Here is an 18,482-nt window from a genome sequence, read left to right on the forward strand (position 1 = left end):
TCCTAATAGCTCGCAGGCATCAGCCGTAATCGCGGGTAGAGCCGGTCGATGGCGGCCATGTCGCTGCGCATCTGCTCGATGATCCAGTCGCGGATCTCGCCGACGACGGGGCGGATCGACCGGTCATGCGGGTGCACCAGTTCGCAAAGCCGCTGTGTCGTGCTGAGCGTTTCCGAGGCCGGGACCAGCGCGCCGGTCAGCAGCCAATGGGCTGCGACCGTGAGCCAGCCGAGCGCAATGCCCTGGCCGAGCAGCGCCGCCTGCACCACCACCGCATAGTCGGAAAAACTCAATGACTTGGCGGGCCCGGACCGTTTGGTGAGAAAGGCCGGATATTCCGCAGCCCAATCGCCGGGGGTATCGGCGAGGCGGATGATGGTGTTGGGCTCGATCGGCCCGTCCGCGCTATCAGCGTCGCGATAGGCCGGGCTGCAGATCGGCAGCATGACTTCCTTCATGACCAGCGCGCCGTTCCGCTCGGGATCGTATCGGTCGCGAAACCGCATGCCGAGATCGACATTGTCGACCGGGCCACGCAGCGGCCCGGAAATAAGCTGGAAGCGGAGATCGACGGTCGGAAACTGGCGCTGCAGCTTGTCGATGCGCGGCATCAGCCAATGCGTGGTGAACGCCGAGGAGACTGAGAGCGTGACCGTCTCGGTGCCCTTGCGGCGGCGGTCGATCTCGATCAGGCCGCCCTCGATGCTGCGGAATCCATCAGATACGTGGCGATAGAGGATCTCGCCGTCTTCCGTCAGGGCCGCGCGGCCATTAGTCCGGTCGAACAGCCGAACGCCCAGATAATCCTCGAACTGTCCGAGCATTCGGCTGACCGCGGGCTGGGTGACGTTCAGTTCGGCCGCCGCTGCCGTGAAACTGCCGTTGCGCGCCGCGGCGTCAAAGACGAACAGCGCGTGGCTTGATGGCAGCTTCCGGCGGAGGTCAGGCATAACCTGATGTTATGCCGCCGGTGAGAATTTGGCAATTGCCCCTGCCGGGCAACTCTGGTTGGCTTGCCCGATCGCCCGCCAGTACGGGCAAGATTGAAAATCCGGCGCGGCGGGGACGGCCTTGGGAGCCGCCCTGAAGTGCCCGGTCTATAAGACGAGATCATGCCGGTTTCAACCGTCGCTTGCGCCATCGCAGGTGACGTCGATGGCGCGCATCGGTGCACGCCCTCGGTAACGCAACGGGGTCGATCATTTGGACCAGGGCGGAGAGAGCGTCGACATCAGGGCCGCGAGCAAGAACTATGACGCCGTCCGCGCGCTGGACAACGTCACCCTCAACGTCGCGCCGCGCGAGTTTGTCTCCCTGCTCGGGCCGTCCGGATCCGGCAAGACCACGCTGCTCGGCATCCTCGGCGGCTTCATTCAACCCTCGTCGGGCTCGATCCATTTCGGCGACCGCGACGTCACGTTCGTGCCGCCGCACAAACGCGACATCGGCGTGGTGTTCCAGAACTACGCGCTGTTTCCACACATGAGCGTCGGCGAGAACGTCGCCTTTCCGCTGCGCGCGCGACGGATTGCAAAGGCGGATTGGGCTGCGAGAGTACGCGCCGCGCTCGCGATGGTCGGGCTGTCGGGCTACGAGGCGCGCGGCATCGCCCAGCTCTCCGGCGGCCAGCGCCAGCGCGTGGCGCTGGCACGCGCCATGATCTTCGAGCCGCGCCTGATCCTGATGGACGAGCCGCTGTCGGCGCTCGACAAGCAGTTACGGGAAGCGATGCAGATCGAACTGCGCGAGCTGCACAAGCGGATCGGCGCCACGATCATCTACGTCACCCACGACCAGCGCGAGGCGCTGACGATGAGTGATCGCGTTGCCATCCTCAAGGACGGGCGGCTGGTCCAGATCGATCGCCCGGAGCGGCTGCACGATTATCCCGCCGACTCCTTCGTGGCGAGCTTCATCGGCGAGGCGAGCCTGTTGCCGGTCCGGCGCATCGACGCCTGCAGCGTGGCGCTCGGGCCGGCCGTCCTGAAAAGCGCGCGTGCGATTCCGAGCGGCGAGGCGCTGATGCTTGCGGTGCACAGCGAGAAGCTCCTGATTGCGGACGGCGTAGCGGATACCGCGCTTAACCGTTTGACCGGCAAGGTCACCGACATCGTCTATCAGGGCGAAAGCCTTCGCGTGTTCCTGCAACTGGCCGACGGTACGTCCTTAAGCCTGCGTCAGCCCAGCCACTACCACGCTTCGCGCCTGTTACCTCCGGTTGGCGGCGACATCACCGTCACGCTCCACCCTGAAGACACCATCGTCGTGCCCAAAGCGCAAGAAAAGGCGCGGGAATGAGCGTCGATCACAAACCCCGAGTGCAACACCAGACCAACCAAAACAAGAGATGAAAATGTCCTATGATAGCTTCAAGGTTCTCACCTTCGACGTCGTCGGTACCTTGATCGATTTCGAAGCCGGCGTGCTCGATGCCGTGCGCAAGATCTCCGGCCGAAAGGCGGCCGAGCTCAGCGACGATCAGATCTTCGCGTCCTACAAGCGCGGCCGCGACGCCCATCCGGAGCGGTCGAGCGAAGTGATGTTCCATGTCTACCGCTACCTCGCCAAGGAGCTGGGACTGCCGGCCGACGATGCCGCCTGCGATTCCTTCCAGCTCGCCGTGTTGCGCTGGCAGCCGTTTTCGGACTCGGTCGAGGCGCTGAAGCGCCTGCGCACCAAATTTCGATTGGTCGCCATGACCAACGCGGATCGCGTCGCGCTGTCATGCTATGCCCACGCGCTCGACAATCCCTTCCACGATACGATCTGCGCCGACGATACCGGGGTTGCGAAACCCAATCCGGAATTCTTCGCCTACAACAAGGGCCGGCAGTCGGCGTTCGGATACAAGCAGTCCGAAATCCTGCACGTGGCGCAGAGCCAGCATCACGACATCGGTATCGCCCGCAAGCTTGGCTACAAGGTCTGCTGGATCGAGCGGCGCCAGGGCATGAAAGGTTTTGGTGGCACGCCTGAGGTGCCGGAGCTCACAAAGCCCGATTTCCATTTTGCCACGATGAAGGCATTCGCCGACGCCGCGGTTGGAAGCTGAGACGGGCAGGGCGGCTGATATGGCAGAGGTCTGGACCCCCATAGCACCGGCCGCCTCGCTCTGGGCGGATACGGCGGAGCCGTTGCCTGCCTTTCCGAAGCTTGCCGGCGAAGTGAAGGCCGATGTCGTCATCATCGGCGCGGGTTACACGGGATTGTCGGCAGCGCATCATATCGCGAAGAGCGGTCTTTCGCCGGTCGTACTTGAAGCCAATCATCCCGGCTGGGGTGCGAGCGGCCGCAATGGGGGCGTCATCACCGCCAAATTCCGCCTCTCGTTTCGCGACATAGACGCCGCCCACGGCCGTGCCATGGCCAGGCGCATGTACGAGATCGCGCATGACTCCGTCGAGATGGTCGATGAGCTGGTCTCCGAATTCGGCATCGAGAGCGCGCGGCTGACACGCAGCGGACAAGTCAAGGCCGCGCATAACGATGCGACGCTGCGGACCGCGATCGACGAAGCCGCCTGGATGACGCGCGAGATGCGCGACACCGAGGTCAGGATCCTCGATCCGCACCAGGTGCGCGACGAGACCGGCTCGCGGGGCTTTGTCGGCGGGATTCTCAATCCCGGCTCCGGCGGTATCCATCCGCTGAACTATCTGCGGGGCCTCGCCAAAGGCGTGGCGCAACGCGGCGTGCCGGTCTTTCAGGAAAGTCCGGTGCTCGCGCTGCGTCGCGATCGTGACGGTGTCGTGGCGGAAACGCCTGACGGTGTCGTGCGGGCGCGCCAGGCGATCATCGCCACCAACAGCTATTCCGATTTGACGTCGGCCACCGCGCGCGTGCAGCGGACGCTGGTGCCGTTCCGCAGCGCTCTCATCGCCACCGAAAAATTGTCGCCGAACCTCGCCGGCAGCCTGATGCCGACGGGGCGCACCTACACCGAGACCAAGCGCATGATGCGCTGGTTCCGCAAGGTCGACGACCGCGTCATCTTTGGCGGACGCGGCGCCTTCGGCAAGCAGGATTCCGAAAGCGCCTTCGATGCGCTGCGCAAGGCAATGGTCGGCATCTTCCCGGAGCTTGCGGATATTCCGCTCGCGTTCAAATGGTCGGGCCTTGTCGCGATGACGCTCGATTCCGTGCCGCATGTCGGCCGGCTCGATGATCGCACCCTTTATTCGGTCGGCTACAACGGCGCCGGCGTCGCGATGTCGAGCCTGATGGGCCGCTACCTCGCGGCCCTCGTGCGCGGGGAGAAGGTCGATCTCGGCCTGCTCGATGCTGGCCGTCTCAAGACCATTCCATTCTATGCGTTCCGCGAACCGGCCGTCCGCGCGGTGGCCGGCTGGTACCAGTTTCTGGATGCGATCGGGCGTTAAGAGTCCTAACGCCTGATCATAACAAGAGGGGTTGAACATGATGATTACATCTTGCGGCCGGCATGCACTGTTCGGCGTGTCCCTTGGCGCTTTGGCGACGCTGTCGGCACTTCCGGCCAATGCGGACCAGATCACCTTCGTTTCCCAGGGCGGCGCCTACCAGAAGGCGCAGACGATCGCGATCCTCGATCCCTCCGCCAAGAAGCTTGGCATCACCATCAATCAGGACAGCATCCCCGACGCCTGGCCCGCGATCAAATCGCAGGTCGCCAGCGGCAAGCCGACCTGGGATGTGGTCGACGTGCCGACCGGCTATTGCCTGCGCGGCGGCGAGCAGGGGCTGCTCGAAAAACTCGATTTCTCGAAATTGCCAAACGGCGCCGCGATGCCCGATGCCTATCGTTCTCCTTACTCGGTGGCCTACGAGTTTTATTCGAGCGTGCTGGCCTACAGCCAAAAGAAATACACGGCCGAGGCGGCGCCCAATAGCTGGGCCGATTTCTGGGACGTGAAGAAGTTCCCGGGCCGGCGCGCGCTGCGCAATCACCCGATCGCCACGCTCGAGGCGGCGCTGATGGCCGACGGTGTTGCGCCCGACAAGCTCTATCCGCTCGATGTCGACCGCGCCTTCAAAAAGCTCGAGGAGATCAAGCCCAACATCACGGTGTGGTGGACCTCGGGCGCGCAATCGGCGCAGCTTCTCAATGACGGGGAAGTCGATATGGTGATGGCCTGGAACGGCCGCGTCAGCGCGCTGACCAAGGAAGGCGCCAAGGTCGCTTATACCTACAATCAGGGCATCCTGCAGAGCACCTCGCTCTGCATTCTCAAGGATGCGCCCAATCTCGCGACCGCAGTCCGCTTCCTCAACGAGGCGGTCGATCCCGTCCACCAGGCCAATTTGCCGCTGCATATCGACTACGGCCCGGCCAACCCGAAGGCCTTCGATACCGGCGTCATCAAGCCGGAGCGGGTCGCGCAACTGCCGAGCGCGCCCGAAAACGCGGCGAAGCAGGCGCTGATGTCCTACGCCTGGTGGTCGTCGCCGGCAGGGGAGGCTGCGGAAAAACGCTGGGTCGGCTTCATGCAGAAATAGTTCCATCAACCCGGCGCGGCGTGCGTCGGCACGCCGCGCCATCGCAGGATCATCATGAGCAGCCCCGTGCAGGACCTCTCGGTACTCCACCAACGTCGCGAGCAGCGCCTGATGCTGGCGCTGGCGCTGCCGGCGCTGCTCGTGATCCTGCTGTTGGTCGTGCTGCCGGTCGGCTGGCTCGCCTGGCAGTCGGTCTATCACAACGGTTTTACGCTCGAGAATTACCGCCGGATCTGGAGCGAGGGCATTTACTGGCGCAGCTTTGCGCTGACGTTTGAAATCAGCCTGCTGGTGACGCTGCTGGCGCTGCTGCTCGGTTATCCCATTGCCTATGCGGCGAGCATTGCGCCAAAACGGTGGGGCATTATCATGCTGGCGCTGGTGGTGCTGCCGTTCTGGACCAGCGTGCTGGTCCGCGCCTATGCCTGGCTCGCGCTGTTGCAACGGACCGGCGTCATCAATCAATTGCTGCGCCAGCTCGGTCTGATCGACGAGCCGCTGGCGCTGGTTCACAATACTTTCGGCACCGTCGTTGCGACGCTGCATATCCTGCTGCCGTTCATGGTGCTGCCGCTCTACGCCACCATGCAGCAGATCCCGCGCGATCTGATGCAGGCCGGCGCCAGCCTGGGCGCCGGTCCCATGCTCACCTTCTGGCGGATATTTTTGCCGCTGTCGCTACCCGGGGTGCTGGCCGGCAGCACGCTGGTCTTCGTGCTTGCCCTCGGCTTCTACATCACGCCGGAACTGCTCGGGGGCGGCCGCACCATCATGATATCGATGCTGGTCAGCCGCAATGTCGAACTTTACGACCAGTGGGGCGCCGCGAGCGCCGTCGGCGTGGTGCTGCTGGTCGCGGTCGGCGCGATCTTCTTCGCCGTCAGCCGCTTCATTCCGCTCGATCGCGTGTTGGGGCAAAAATGACGATGTCCCGCCCATTCCGCATTGCGCTGGTCGTGACCTGCGCGCTGGTGCTGCTCTATCTCATCGTGCCGATCCTGATCATCGCGCCAATGTCGTTCTCGGCCGCGCGCTACCTGAGCTTTCCGCCGCCGTCGCTGTCGCTGCGCTGGTATCAGGAATATGTCGGCAATCCGGCCTGGATGCAGGCGACCCGCGTGACGCTGACGGTCGCCGTGCTCACCGTCGTCATCGCGACGCCGCTCGGCGTTGCGGCGGCCTATGCGATCAGCCAGTCGAAATGGCGCATCATGCGGCTGATCCACATGACCCTGCTGCTGCCGCTGGTGGTGCCGATCATCATCACCGCGGTCGGCATCTTCTTCGTCTATGCCAAGGTCGGCTTGGCCGCGACCATGACCGGCCTCGTGCTCGCCAACGTCATGCTCGGTCTGCCCTACGTCGTCATCTCGGTTGCTGCGGGGCTGCAGAGTTTTGACGCCACGCAGGAGATGGTGGCGCGCAGCCTCGGCATGAACCGCTTGCGCAGCTTCTTCGTGGTGACGCTGCCACAGATCAAGCCCAGCGTGATCGCGGGCGGCATCTTCGCGTTCATCTCGGCGATGGACGAGACCATCGTCGCGCTGTTCATTTCCGGCGGCCAGTATCAGCCGCTGACCAAGCGGATGTTCACCGCGCTTCGCGACGAGATCGACCCGACGATTGCCGCCATCAGCACGCTGATGACCGCGGTCTCGTTCATGCTGGTGCTGGTTGCAACCAGCCGGTCGAAGAAGGGCGCGTGAGCGGCAGGTCAGGCGGCGACCTGGTTCTTCGGCTCGGTTGAACGCATGTCGCGCGGCAGCGTGATGCGCACCACGGTGCCGGTGCCGAGCTTCGAGCGCAGCCGCATCGTTCCGCCATGCAGGCTGGTCAGCGACCGCGCGATGGCCAGGCCAAGGCCCGAGCCCTGGTAGGTCTTGGTGAGCTGGCTCTCGACCTGTTCGAACGGCTTGCCCAGCCGACGCAGCGAGGCGGGCGCGATGCCGATGCCGGTATCGGCGATCATCAGCACGATCGAGTTGGGCAGCACGTGGCTGCGCACGGTTATCTTGCCGTCGTCGGGGGTGAACTTGACGGCATTGGACAACAGGTTGACGAAGATCTGCTTGACCGCGCGGCGGTCGGCCGTCACGGAAATGGTGCTTTCGATATCGGCATCCAGCGTCAAATGCTTGTCCTCGGCGCGCCCCGAGACCACGCGCACCGACTCCGCCAGCAGTTTCGACAGGTCGAGCCGCTCCATGTCGAGCTTCATGCGGCCGGCTTCGATCTTCGACATGTCGAGGATGTCGTTGATGACTTCGAGCAGGTATTTCCCTGATGTGAGGATGTCGTGGCAGTACTCCTGATACTTGTCGGAGCCGAGCACGCCGAACATGCCGCTGCCCATGATCTCGGAGAAGCCGATGATGGCGTTCAGCGGCGTGCGCAGTTCGTGGCTCATATTGGCGAGGAATTTGGATTTCGCCTGGTTGGCTTCCTCGGCGCGGTTCTTTTCCTGCGAGTATTTTTCCGCGAGGTCGGCAAGCTCGGCTTGCGAGCGCTTGAGGTCGATCACGTTGGCGCGCAGGCGGGCGTCGTTTTCGATCAGCTTCTGCTCGTGCTCCTTGATGCGGGTGATGTCGGTGCCGACCGAGACGTACCCGCCGTCCTTGGTGCGGCGCTCGGAGATGTGCAGCCAGCTGCCGTCGTCGAGCTGCGCTTCGAAGGTGCGGGCTCCCGGCGTTTGCGCGCCGGTCTCCTGCAGCCTGGTGCGCACTTCCGGCATGCTGCCGACCTCGATCACGGTCTCATACGACGTGCCGGGGGTCACCGCCGTATCCGGCAGCTTGTGCAGGCGCTGGAAATGCGAATTGCAGAGCACGAGACGGTCTTCCGCGTCCCACAGCACGAAGGCTTCCGGGATGGTCTCGATCGCGTCGCGCAGCCGCAGATCAGCCTCCACGGTCTTCTCGGCGAGGCTCTTCTGTTCGGTGATGTCGACCGCGATACCGATCAGGTGCAAGCCGCCGTCGGCGGAGTCCTGGCTGAGCTCGCAGCGCACCCGCAGCCAGATCCAGTGGCCGTCGGTGTGCTGCATGCGGAAGGTCTGGTCGATGTGGTCGATCTTGCCGGCGATCATCTGGTCGGCGATCTCAAACAGGTCGATGTCGTCGGATTTCACCAGCGCATTGACTTCGCCGAAGGTGAGGAGGTCGTTGCGGGAGTCTAGCCCGAGCATCGTGAACATCGATGCTGACCAGAAGATCCTGCCGCGCGAGAGGTCCCAGTCCCACAATCCGCAGCGGCCGCGGTTGAGTGCGGTGTCGATCCGGCCGCGCACGGCGTCGTTGATGAGGTCGCCCTCGCGGGCGCGGGTCGACTGCCAGTGGAAGGCGAAGCCGAGGATCAGCACGACGAAGCCGGTGGTGGCCGACAGCGTCACCGACAATGCGGCGTCCGAACCCCACAGCGGCTCGTTCTTTTCCTGGATGACGATGACCTGGCCCGGCAGCGATTTGACCAGCCGCGAGATCGCCATCGCGCCGTTGCCGTTCGGCAGCGTCATGTCGCTGATGACGCCCTGCTGACCGGGGGCGGCGAGCAGTTGCGCCGTGCTGATGACGTCGAGGATGCGATCGCTGTCGCCAAGACTGCCCTCGACGGGGACGCGGGCCAGAATCCGGTGATCGGAGCCGGTGATGATGACGTGGCGGCCGGCGGCGGCGCCCCAGGCCGGAATCAGGTCGGGCAGCAGGCTCTGCAGCCGTTCGATGCTGGCGGCGCGGTCCTGCCGGACCGAGCCAAGGCGGTCGAGGCGTTCGGCCAAGAGGTCGGTGAGCGCGGAGAGGTCGCGCTTCATGGCGGCGCGTTTTTGCCGGCTCTGGTCGATCACCTGCACGAAGGCGCCGAGGCAGATGGTGATGAGGAAGGCAATGATGAGCGTCGGCACGGCGCGACGAAGCGCCGGCTCTGCGATGAGCAGCCGGTGGTAGGCAGGTTTTGCGATCGACTGCGCCAATCCCTTGATCGAATCGGATTGGACACATGCGTTCGCCGCATGCGCGCGCGCCATGCTTTAGACCCCCGCCGAAGGCTCTTTTGCACATTGTCCGGAAGGAACCCCACGTCATTCCGAATCACCGCGATTTGAATCCAGTTTTTCCGGGCTGTCGAGTGTCAACGATTCGTTAATTCGAAATAAATGTTGTCCAACGCGAATTAAGGCGCCCTCAGGGTGAGTCCGAAACGGGAACGGGTCCGCCAAAATTACGCACGGGGCGGTTCGGCATGACTGATCACGCGCTTGATGGTCGGAAACGCGCGGCGCAGCGCGCGCTCGATCTCGTCGACGTTCTCGTGCACCTTGACGACGCTCATCGACGGCGCGGCGCGGCAATGGAAATTAACGATTTCGCCCGCGTCAGTGTCGCGCACCCGCACATTGTGAATGTCATGGATCGCGCCGTTGCCGGCAAAGCGCGTCAGCGCGGCCTTGATGGTCTCGATGCGCTCGGGGGCGGCGTCGGTGCCGTGCGGCAGTTCCGGATCGAGCGGCTCGATGTGGGTGTCGACCTCGACATCCTCGCCGAAGTCTTCGCGGATGTTGCGCTCCAGCACGCGGGTCACCTCGTGGGCCGCCGCAAGCTCCATGTCGCCGTCGACTTCGAGGTCGATGCCGACGATCAGCTTCTCGCCGAGATCGTGCACGGTGACATGGTGGATGGCGAGGCCGGAATTGCGGGCGATTACCATGATGCGCTCGCGCACGCTCTCATTGTCGCGCGCGACCGGCATCGCGGTGAAGGTGAGGTCGGCGTCGCCGAGCGCTTCGCTGACGGCTTTCTGCGCGGTCTTCTTGATCGCCTCGACGCGATCGATCGGGTAGGTGCGCGGCACCTTGGCGATGGCATCAATGAAATGCGTCGGCCCGACCATGCGAGCGCGCAGGCGCTCGACGCCGACCACGCCCGGCACCGCGCGGATGGCGGCGGCGGCCTTTTCCGCCACGCCCTCCGGCGCGCGATCGAGCAGCGTTTCGATGGTGGAGCGCCCGAGCCGCAGGCCGAGGATCGATATCATCACGGCAACCGCAATGGCGGCGACCGAATCGCCCCAGGCATAGCCGAGACCGGTCAGCACCAGCCCGATGATGACGGCGATGGAGCCGAGCACGTCGGAGGCGAAATGCAGCGCGTCCGCCGCCAGCGCCTGGCTCCGGGTCTCGCGCGCCGTGCGATGCAGCGCCCGCGCGCGCCAGAAATTCACGGCAATGTCGATCACCAGCACCACGAAGGGGACAGCCGAGAGCGTCGGCGGCGCTGCGCCCTCGCGCAGGCGGCTCCAGGACTCGACCAGGATGCCGCCGGCGAGCACGTAGAGCAGCGCGATGACAAAGAGCGCCGACAGGCTCTCGAACTTGCCATGGCCGTAATGATGCTCTTCGTCGGCCGGCTGGTCGGACACCCGCACCACCAGCCAGGTGATGACGGTCGCGACCACGTCGACGGAGGAGTGCAGGGCCTCCGAGATCAGCGCCAGCGAGCCGATCGCAATGCCGACCGCGAATTTCGCCGCAGCCATGCCGGCGCTGGCGAAAATCGAGATCGCCGCGACATTGGTCTTGATGGTGGGGGTGTGACTCATGGGCGGCGGTTTAGCAGGGCGTCAGGTAAGATTAAAGCCGACAATCGGAAGCGCAATCGCCACTCACTCGCAGGAGCGATTTGTTGCGAATTGTTCTGAGTTGAAGGGCCGTCATTATGGGCTAACCGCTCGTCATTGCTGTCGATGTTCACTAATTCGCTGATTGGATCGCGGTGGCCTTGGTAGCGGCGAAGGCCTTGGGAGTTTGCCCTGCCAAGGCCTGATGGGGCCTGTGGTTGTTGTAGTAGATCAGGTACTCGAACAGTTCGTTGGCGAAGTGGTCGAGATTGTCGAAGGTGGCGCCCTCGATGACGTCCTCATCGAGCGTGCGCCAGAAGCGTTCGACCTTGCCGTTGGTCTGCGGCCGATAGGGCCTGGTGTAGCGGTGTTTGATGCCGAGCTCGAGCAGCATGGCCTCGAACGGATGCTCGTCCGGCTTGGTGCGGGCGGCGAACTCGGCGCCGTTGTCGGACAGGATTTCGGTAAAGACGAGCCCGTAGGTGACGTTGAGGGTGTTGATCATTTTCAGGGTCTTGAACATGACCGGCAGCGCCTTCTTGGAGGTCAGGACCTCGGCCCAGGCCAGCCGCGAGCAACTGTCGATCAGGCTGACGATGTAGGCCGTGGCCGGGGGTGGCGCGAGAAACATATCGCGCGGCAATTGATGCAGATCGACGTGGCCGAGCTCTCCGAGCTTGTCCTTGATAATGCGGCGTTTCTCCTCGCGCATCGCCGGCGTGCGGCGGTTCAGCCCATAGCGTGTCAGCACCCGATAGATGGTCGAGGGCGAGGGTATCGTGTCGCGCCGCTCGCGCAAGACGGCATGGATCTCGTAGCGGTTCATACCCTTCTGCCGGCATGCAACGATCTCCGCCTCGATGCCCTCTGGCTCGCGCCGTTCCCGCCATTTGGGTCCACGGCGGCGCGGCAACAAATCTGCCTCATCGCCGCTCTGCAGATAGCGGTTGTAATACTTGCGGAACGTCTGCGAGCAGGTTCCGTGGTGGCGGTAGAAATCCCCAACCCGCTTGAACAGCTTCGACCGGCCCGCCTTTACCGCCTCGTACTCCGGGATCAGGAACCGCCACTTCTGCAGGTAATTGCGTTCAATCGTCCGGTCATAGCTGTTATCGCGCATTGGATCGTCCTCCAGAGGAGCGATCCAATCAGCGAATTAGTGAACATGCACAATTGCGAGCGAAGCGAAGCAATCCATCTTTCTGTGGGGGAGGTGACAATGGATTGCTTCGCTTCGCTCGCAATGACGTGGATACAGTTTCGCATTCTCGCGGCACCTTGCGCCCGAGGTTTGCATGAATCTTGTCCCTCAAAGAAGAAGAGGGCGCAGGGAATGCCGGGTGCTTGCTGCACCCGCGGTCTCGTGTGCAACGTGCACAAGAAAGTGCGCACACGAGCATACAGGTACAGCCGGAGCAGCCCGGCATTCCCTGCGCAGTGGTTTGACGGCTTATACCGCGCTCTCCCCGGAGACGAATTCCTCTTGCCTCCGTCGCCGGCGGATTAAAGGATTGCCGAACCCGGTTGGGTCGACTTTTCCTCCGCCGGCTTGACACCAGCAACGGGTGCCAGGACCACACGGCTTTGCCGTACGCTTCAGCGCCAGTCGTCCGCACGTTGTGTTCGCTCACGGACCAAGGCCCGCCCTGCCAACACCACCACGCGCCCAACGCTGCCGCGTCCACCGCAACCCGCCCCAACGTTCGTGACGATGGCCAACGCCCCTCTACCGGGACGGGATGGCGGGATTTGTAAGGGTGATTTGGGTCTGCGGCGAAGCAGTATATTTTTAATGCGACGACTGGACGGGGCAAATCACGTTGAAGTTGCTAGAGAAATTGCCTATTCGAGAAAAATCGATTTTCGCAACGCGCCGCACGGCCGTTTGCCTAACTCCTAAACCATTAGACCAAAGCGGCGAACTGAAGGAGCCCGCAGGGGGCGCGCTGACTTCAAATGCTGCTGCATGAGTTAGTAGCTGGTCCATACCGGATGTCAGCCTTGACCATTATGTCAGCTTTGACCATTGCGGACCTTCATCTTCGGTCGCGCCATCACACCTCGCTATGGACCGGCGCGGCACCTAATGTCCCCATTGGCTCGCGCTGGATCACGGGCGGCCCCGCGTGCAGTACAGCGGTCCGTTCTCGTGAGTTGAGCGGCGGATCCGTCACCTGTATTACAGTCGCCACGTGACCGCAGCGAGAGACCGTGTAGCATGTGGCCCGACTACCTAGATAATCCGCAAGCGATCCGCAGCGCTTTCCCTAACACGGTTCCGGAGCTGAACGGCCTGCGGCCCGGAAGGCTCGTTATCGACTTCGCCGGAAACATATGGCTTGGACTCGAGGTGCAACCGCTGCCGGATGGCGGCCCGTCCCGTTGGCGCGAGCAAGGGAATGACGGCCTCGAATACAGATTTATGTTTTACGATACGTCCGATCTGTCGATCTTCGGGATGACGCAGCATCAACCGAGCGTCACGCTTGAACTGGATAACGGAGCCGCGAGTTTGTTTTCGCAGGACCGCGCTTTCAGGGCCGCTTTCAAGTTCCGCGGTGTGCGGATCTCTCTCCGTGCGTTCTCGGGGGGGGCGCCGTGTTGATCAGCAGGATTTTTGGCCACCTTCGTGGAATCGTTAGCGCGCCCACTTGCGGCCGGAACGCTCAACGGATCTCATCATTGCTTCTTCCCAGAATTGGACATAGCCGACTTCCCCCTGCGCGAACGCCGCCAATCACCCGCGCTATTGTGGCTTCAACTGACCGATGACGGCAGCTCCCTCTGCTGCGTCGATTTGATAGAGGGCGGCGCCGGAAAAGCCGGCCATGAGCGCGGACGTCGGCCGCATTTGCTCTCCGCTGCTGCCGGCAAGAGCCTGATTGAGAAGATTTTGACCGGGTGCTGCCACCTGCGGCGTACCGATGCCGAAATAGTAGGTTTTTCCAGCCTCAATTTCTATTTCGGCTTCATAATCCATCATGATCGGATTGACGCAGGCTATCCGGTATCTTCCCGGCGGTTTTTCTGAAAAGAAATAGAACCCCTTGGTTACCGAACCGACCGGCTTGCCATCGACCTTGATTCCCACCTCAGCGCCGGGAAGTCCCTTCTCGCGCAGAAAATATAATCTCGCGAGCCGGGCATCCCGCGGTTTGGTTTGAGGCGGAGGTTCAAGCGCCACTTCGGAAACCGTCGATGATTTGCACCCACCGAACGAAGCTACAAGGCCGAACACCAAAGCCCACACCACAAGACGCCGCATAACAAGCCTGACCCTCATTGACCATGGACAAAAACCACAAGTTGTAAGTTGGCGCAATTGTAATTGCGCCACATCTGCGGTCAGCCGTTCAAGTCGTTATCCGCTTCCGGCCACAGCGGATGTTGCTGGACGCATTGCAGCGCGGCATTCTTGCCATCTGGACACGGGCCGGCCGCATTGTCCAAAATCGCCGGCAAAAGAGCGGAGGCGACGATGCCCATCATCGATTCCCAGGTCCATGCCTACGAGGCGAACAGTCCGAAGCGGCCCTGGCACAGTGTGCCGAACTGGCCCGATCACGTCACGGGTGACGAGATGGTGGCGGCAATGGACAACGTCGGCGTCGACGGCGCGATCTTCATCTCCGCCTTTTCGTTGTACCGCTACGACGCCAGCTATGCCGTGGAAGTGCAGCGGGCCCATCCCGGTCGGCTCGCCATCGTAAAGCCGGTCGACCCTGACGACCCTGATGTGGCCGACGTCGTCGCGGAGTGGAAGAAGACGCCGGGCGCGGTCGGCATCCGCGTCATGCTGAGGAAGGAGGAGAAGCGCGCGACCGATGATCCCGGCCTCGACCGGATTGCGCGCGCGGCCGTTCGTTACGATTTTCCACTCAACATTCTGTGCTGGGACAATCTGGACGCGGGCAGGGCGCTGATCGATCGCCATCCTGACACGCGGTTCATCATCGACCATCTGGGCATCCTGCAGCCGCGCGTGCCGCCGGCGCCGTCCGAGCCTTTTGAGCCCTGGGCCGACCTTCCGAAGGTGCTCGAACTCGCCAAGCGTCCAAACGCCGTGATCAAGGTCAGCGGCGCCTGCACGCTGTCGCGCGAGCCGTATCCCTTCGCTGATATTTGGGACCCGCTCGCCCGCGTGTTCGATGCCTGGGGCTTCGATCGCTGCTTGTGGGGCACGGACTGGACGCGGGCGTTTGCCGTCGTCAACTACGAGCAGGCCGTCGAGCCCTTCCGCAAGACCAGCCGCCTGAGCGACGCCGAGCGGGCCATGCTGATGGGCGGTGCCTCCGTCAAGGCTTATGGCTGGTCGCCGAAGAAAGAATAGCGCTATTGCGGTAACACGCCAGCACGGTCACCGTAATTCGGAAGACATCTACTTGGAGTGCGTAGGGCGGATTGGCCGAAGGCGTAATCCGCCGCTGCGTCTCAAAGAAGATGGCGGATTGCGCTGCGCTAATCCGCCCTACGCAAGTCATCGTAATTCGAAGGACATCTGCTCGGAGTGAGTTCTTCTGAGTTTGACCCCATAGCAAACCTGCATTCCATCCTAGGGATGCTCGCTTTCCATCGAAGTCAACGTCGTCTGACCGGCAATCTCGTCAGCTCGCCAACAGCGGACCGAGTGTCCGTCGGGACGCGTTTCAAGCGATGGCCCAGGCTCACGATGACACACGGCTTCGGCGTAACGACAGCGCGGACTGAACGCACATCCGTCTGGCGGACTTAGCGGATTGGGAGGCTCGCCCTTTGTCGTCGCGAGCGGTGCGCGGCGTAGCGGATCGGGAATGGCGGCGATAAGGGTTTGCGTATACGGGTGCGCCGGTCGTTCGAAGATTTCGCGCCAGTCGCCTGTCTCCACAATGCGGCCGAGATACATCACGGCGACCCTGTCGCTCATGTGCTCGACAACACCGAGGTCGTGGCTGATCATGATGTAGGAGAGGCCGAGAGTTTCCTTCAATTCCAACAGCAGATTGATGATCTGGGCACGGATGGAGACATCCAGCGCCGATACAGGTTCGTCACAGATGACAATTTTGGGATTGAGGATCAGCGCGCGAGCAATGCCGATGCGCTGACGCTGGCCGCCCGAGAATTCATGCGGGTAGCGGCCGGCCTGTTCGGGCCGGAGGCCCACATGCCTGAGCATCGCCGCAACGCGCCCGTCGATCTCGCTTTTGGCCGTCACGCCATGCAGGCGTAGCGGGGCTTCAAGCGTGCGACGAACGGTCTGGCGTGGATTGAGCGAGGCGTAGGGGTCCTGAAACACCATTTGTACGATGCGGGCCAATGCCTTTCGATCGCCCGATTGCCGGCCCGTCACGATCTGCCCGTCCAGCACGATGCGGCCCCGCGTCGGCATCTGCAGGCCAAGTATCGAAAGCGCGACGGTCGACTTGCCGCAACCGGATTCGCCGACCAGACCGAGGCATTCACCGCGCTTCAGTTCGAGATCGATGCCGTCGACCGCACGCAACAGCCGCCGGCCGCCACCCAGCAAGCCGCCGCCAACCGGAAAATGGACCGCGAGATCCTTCACGCTGAGGATGACATCGTCGCCAGGTCTCTGCGCAGATTCATGCATGGTGATGGCACCTGACTAGTCCGCCTGCACCGAGCAATGTCGTCTCCGGCGCGATGGCCCGGCAAATGTCGGTCGCCCGCGCGCAACGCGGATTGAACCGGCAACCGTCCGGGAAATCCGCGATCGCCGGTACGACGCCCGCGATCTCCCTGAGCCGCGTCCGGCCAAGAGCTGCGCGACTCCCCAGCCGCGGCAGCGAGTCGACCAGGCCTTGCGTATAGGGATGCGCGCATACGCGGAAGATATCGGCCGAGCCGCGCTCCTCGACAATGCGACCGGCATACATGACGGCGACGCGGCGGCAGACGTTGGCGACCAGGCCCAGATCGTGGCTGATCATCAAAATCGCCGTACCTCGCTCGGCGCATAAATTCCGCATCAGCTCGATGATCTCCGCCTGCACCGTCACGTCGAGCGCGGTTGTCGGCTCGTCGGCGATCAGAAGATCCGGCCCGCATGCGAGTGCGATGGCGATCATCACGCGTTGACGCATGCCGCCCGAAAGCTGGTGCGGGTAATCCTTCACCCGTCGCTCGGGTGCGGGGACGCGGACGCTCGCCAGCGCCTCGACGGCCAGTTGGTTGGCTTCCCGCCAGTTCTTGCCCTTGTGCAGCACGAACATCTCCGCGATCTGCCGGCCAACAGGGGAAACCGGATTAAGCGCCGTCATCGGCTCCTGGAAGATCATGGCGATGCGATTGCCGCGCAACGCGCGTTGCTCGGCCGCGGCAAGTCTCTGGATCTCCCGGCCGTCAAATCGTATGGCACCGGCACCGATCGAAAGCGGCTGGCGCAACAGGCCGATCAGAGCGAGAGCTGTAATACTCTTGCCGCAGCCGGATTCGCCGACAAGGCCGAACGTCTCGCCACGATCGATGCGGAATGAAACGCCCTCGACCGCCGCGACATGGCCGGATCGGTCGTTGAGATCGATGCGTAAATCCTCGACTTCGAGCAGAGGAGGGCTCGTCATGTGCGCCGGCTCCGCGACTGTGGATCGAGAACGTCACGCAAGCCATCGCCGAGCAGATTCAGGCCGAGCACCGTCAAGAATATGGCGAGGCCGGGGAAAATCGAGAGCCACGGCGCCGTTGTGATCTGGTCGCGGGCCTCTGACAGCATGCTGCCCCAGCTTGGATAGGGCGGGCGGATTCCGAGGCCAAGGAACGAAAGCGCGGCTTCGGCCAATACCGCGCCGCCCATGCCCAGTGTGCCGATGACAATGATCGGTCCCAGCATGTTCGGCAGCAGCTGCGTGATCATGATGCGCAGATCGCCGTAGCCGAGCACCCTTGCCGCCTGGACATAGCCCTGGCTCTTGAGCGACAGCGTCGACGCCCGTGCTATCCGGCAAGTGAACGACCAGTTGGTCAACCCGAGCGCGATGAGCAGGCTGGTCAGGCCGGGTCCAAGGACCGCCATGATGGCAAGCGCGAAGATCAGCGAGGGGATCGCGAGCATCAGATTGGTCAGGCCATTGACGACGTCGTCCCACCAGCCGCCCCAATAGCCTGCGGTCACGCCCAGTGTCACACCGATGACGCTGTTGACCAACTGCGAGACGATGCCGACCGTCAGCGAGATGCGCGCGCCGTGCACGACGCGGGAATAAATGTCGCGGCCCTGCGCGTCGGTGCCGAACCACCAGATCCAGCTCGGTGGCTCTTCCGCATTCAGCAAATTGGCATCCATGACAGGATCGGTATGCGCCAGCCAGGGTGCAAACAGGCCGACGAAGATCGCAAGCGCGAACAACGCCCCGCCGATGATGAGACTGGCTCCGAGCTTCATCGCGGCCGCCCCGCCGGGG

17 protein-coding genes are annotated in these 18,482 nt (G+C 63.2%); 8 read left to right on the forward strand and 9 right to left on the reverse strand.

What is annotated here, in order from left to right; translation table 11 throughout:
- Positions 1-2: 2 nt before the first annotated feature.
- Positions 3-950 carry a LysR family transcriptional regulator gene (locus V1294_RS16325; protein ID WP_334498578.1) on the reverse strand — a complete coding sequence of 316 codons (948 nt, stop codon included), beginning with the start codon at positions 948-950 and terminating at the stop codon, positions 3-5.
- A gap of 253 nt (positions 951-1,203) precedes the next feature.
- Here V1294_RS16325 and V1294_RS16330 point away from each other — a divergent pair, with 253 nt between their 5' ends.
- From V1294_RS16330 to V1294_RS16355, 6 genes are read left to right on the forward strand one after another with little or no spacing between them, the layout of a single operon-like run.
- Positions 1,204-2,298, forward strand: a complete 1,095-nt coding sequence (locus tag V1294_RS16330; RefSeq protein ID WP_334498580.1) for an ABC transporter ATP-binding protein — start codon at positions 1,204-1,206, stop codon at positions 2,296-2,298.
- 55 nt (positions 2,299-2,353) lie between these two features.
- Complete coding sequence (locus tag V1294_RS16335; protein WP_190241675.1) at positions 2,354-3,052, forward strand: HAD family hydrolase; 699 nt, start codon at positions 2,354-2,356, stop codon at positions 3,050-3,052.
- A 19-nt stretch (positions 3,053-3,071) separates the two neighbouring features.
- Positions 3,072-4,379 carry an NAD(P)/FAD-dependent oxidoreductase gene (locus V1294_RS16340; protein ID WP_334498581.1) on the forward strand — a complete coding sequence of 436 codons (1,308 nt, stop codon included), beginning with the start codon at positions 3,072-3,074 and terminating at the stop codon, positions 4,377-4,379.
- A 40-nt stretch (positions 4,380-4,419) separates the two neighbouring features.
- Entirely contained in the window at positions 4,420-5,475 is a 1,056-nt protein-coding gene (locus V1294_RS16345; RefSeq protein WP_442895449.1) for an ABC transporter substrate-binding protein, read from the forward strand.
- Between the two features lie 54 nt (positions 5,476-5,529).
- Entirely contained in the window at positions 5,530-6,399 is an 870-nt protein-coding gene (locus tag V1294_RS16350) for an ABC transporter permease (protein ID WP_334498583.1), read from the forward strand.
- Positions 6,396-7,181 carry an ABC transporter permease gene (locus tag V1294_RS16355; protein WP_334498584.1) on the forward strand — a complete coding sequence of 262 codons (786 nt, stop codon included), beginning with the start codon at positions 6,396-6,398 and terminating at the stop codon, positions 7,179-7,181. The genes V1294_RS16350 and V1294_RS16355 overlap by 4 nt, the downstream gene beginning before the upstream one ends.
- 8 nt (positions 7,182-7,189) lie before the next feature.
- Here V1294_RS16355 and V1294_RS16360 read toward each other — a convergent pair whose 3' ends face one another.
- The 3 genes from V1294_RS16360 to V1294_RS16370 all read right to left on the reverse strand — a co-directional run bounded on the left by V1294_RS16360 (position 7,190) and on the right by V1294_RS16370 (position 12,202).
- Entirely contained in the window at positions 7,190-9,493 is a 2,304-nt protein-coding gene (locus V1294_RS16360) for a PAS domain-containing sensor histidine kinase (RefSeq protein ID WP_334498586.1), read from the reverse strand.
- A gap of 194 nt (positions 9,494-9,687) precedes the next feature.
- On the reverse strand, positions 9,688-11,064 hold the full coding sequence (locus V1294_RS16365; RefSeq protein ID WP_334498589.1) for a cation-efflux pump: 1,377 nt from the start codon (positions 11,062-11,064) through the stop codon (positions 9,688-9,690).
- Positions 11,065-11,215: 151 nt separating this feature from the next.
- Entirely contained in the window at positions 11,216-12,202 is a 987-nt protein-coding gene (locus V1294_RS16370) for an IS481 family transposase (RefSeq protein ID WP_334494773.1), read from the reverse strand.
- A gap of 1,098 nt (positions 12,203-13,300) precedes the next feature.
- Between V1294_RS16370 and V1294_RS16375 the strand changes: the two genes are divergently transcribed.
- Positions 13,301-13,687: a hypothetical protein gene (locus tag V1294_RS16375; protein ID WP_334498591.1), complete on the forward strand. Its 387-nt coding sequence runs from the start codon at positions 13,301-13,303 to the stop codon at positions 13,685-13,687.
- 141 nt (positions 13,688-13,828) lie between these two features.
- On the opposite strand, the gene V1294_RS16380 is transcribed toward V1294_RS16375, so the two are convergent.
- Both V1294_RS16380 and V1294_RS16385 read right to left on the reverse strand, forming a co-directional pair.
- Complete coding sequence (locus tag V1294_RS16380) at positions 13,829-14,347, reverse strand: DUF2846 domain-containing protein (protein ID WP_334498593.1); 519 nt, start codon at positions 14,345-14,347, stop codon at positions 13,829-13,831.
- A gap of 80 nt (positions 14,348-14,427) precedes the next feature.
- Positions 14,428-14,568: a hypothetical protein gene (locus tag V1294_RS16385; RefSeq protein WP_334498595.1), complete on the reverse strand. Its 141-nt coding sequence runs from the start codon at positions 14,566-14,568 to the stop codon at positions 14,428-14,430.
- Between V1294_RS16385 and V1294_RS16390 the strand changes: the two genes are divergently transcribed.
- Positions 14,561-15,412, forward strand: a complete 852-nt coding sequence (locus V1294_RS16390; RefSeq protein WP_334498597.1) for an amidohydrolase family protein — start codon at positions 14,561-14,563, stop codon at positions 15,410-15,412. The genes V1294_RS16385 and V1294_RS16390 overlap by 8 nt on opposite strands.
- 222 nt (positions 15,413-15,634) lie before the next feature.
- On the opposite strand, the gene V1294_RS16395 is transcribed toward V1294_RS16390, so the two are convergent.
- Genes V1294_RS16395 through V1294_RS16405 form a run of 3 tightly spaced genes read right to left on the reverse strand, consistent with a single transcriptional unit; the run spans position 15,635 to position 18,463 of the window.
- Positions 15,635-16,672 (reverse strand): ABC transporter ATP-binding protein, encoded by a 1,038-nt coding sequence (locus tag V1294_RS16395; RefSeq protein WP_334482125.1) that lies wholly within the window; start codon positions 16,670-16,672, stop codon positions 15,635-15,637.
- Entirely contained in the window at positions 16,665-17,645 is a 981-nt protein-coding gene (locus V1294_RS16400) for an ABC transporter ATP-binding protein (protein WP_334482124.1), read from the reverse strand. The genes V1294_RS16395 and V1294_RS16400 overlap by 8 nt, the downstream gene beginning before the upstream one ends.
- Positions 17,642-18,463, reverse strand: a complete 822-nt coding sequence (locus tag V1294_RS16405; RefSeq protein ID WP_334482122.1) for an ABC transporter permease — start codon at positions 18,461-18,463, stop codon at positions 17,642-17,644. Before V1294_RS16405 ends, V1294_RS16400 begins: the two co-directional genes overlap by 4 nt.
- Positions 18,464-18,482 lie beyond the last annotated feature (19 nt).

It is taken from the genome of Bradyrhizobium sp. AZCC 1678 (genome assembly GCF_036924765.1).
GTDB lineage: Bacteria > Pseudomonadota > Alphaproteobacteria > Rhizobiales > Xanthobacteraceae > Bradyrhizobium > Bradyrhizobium algeriense.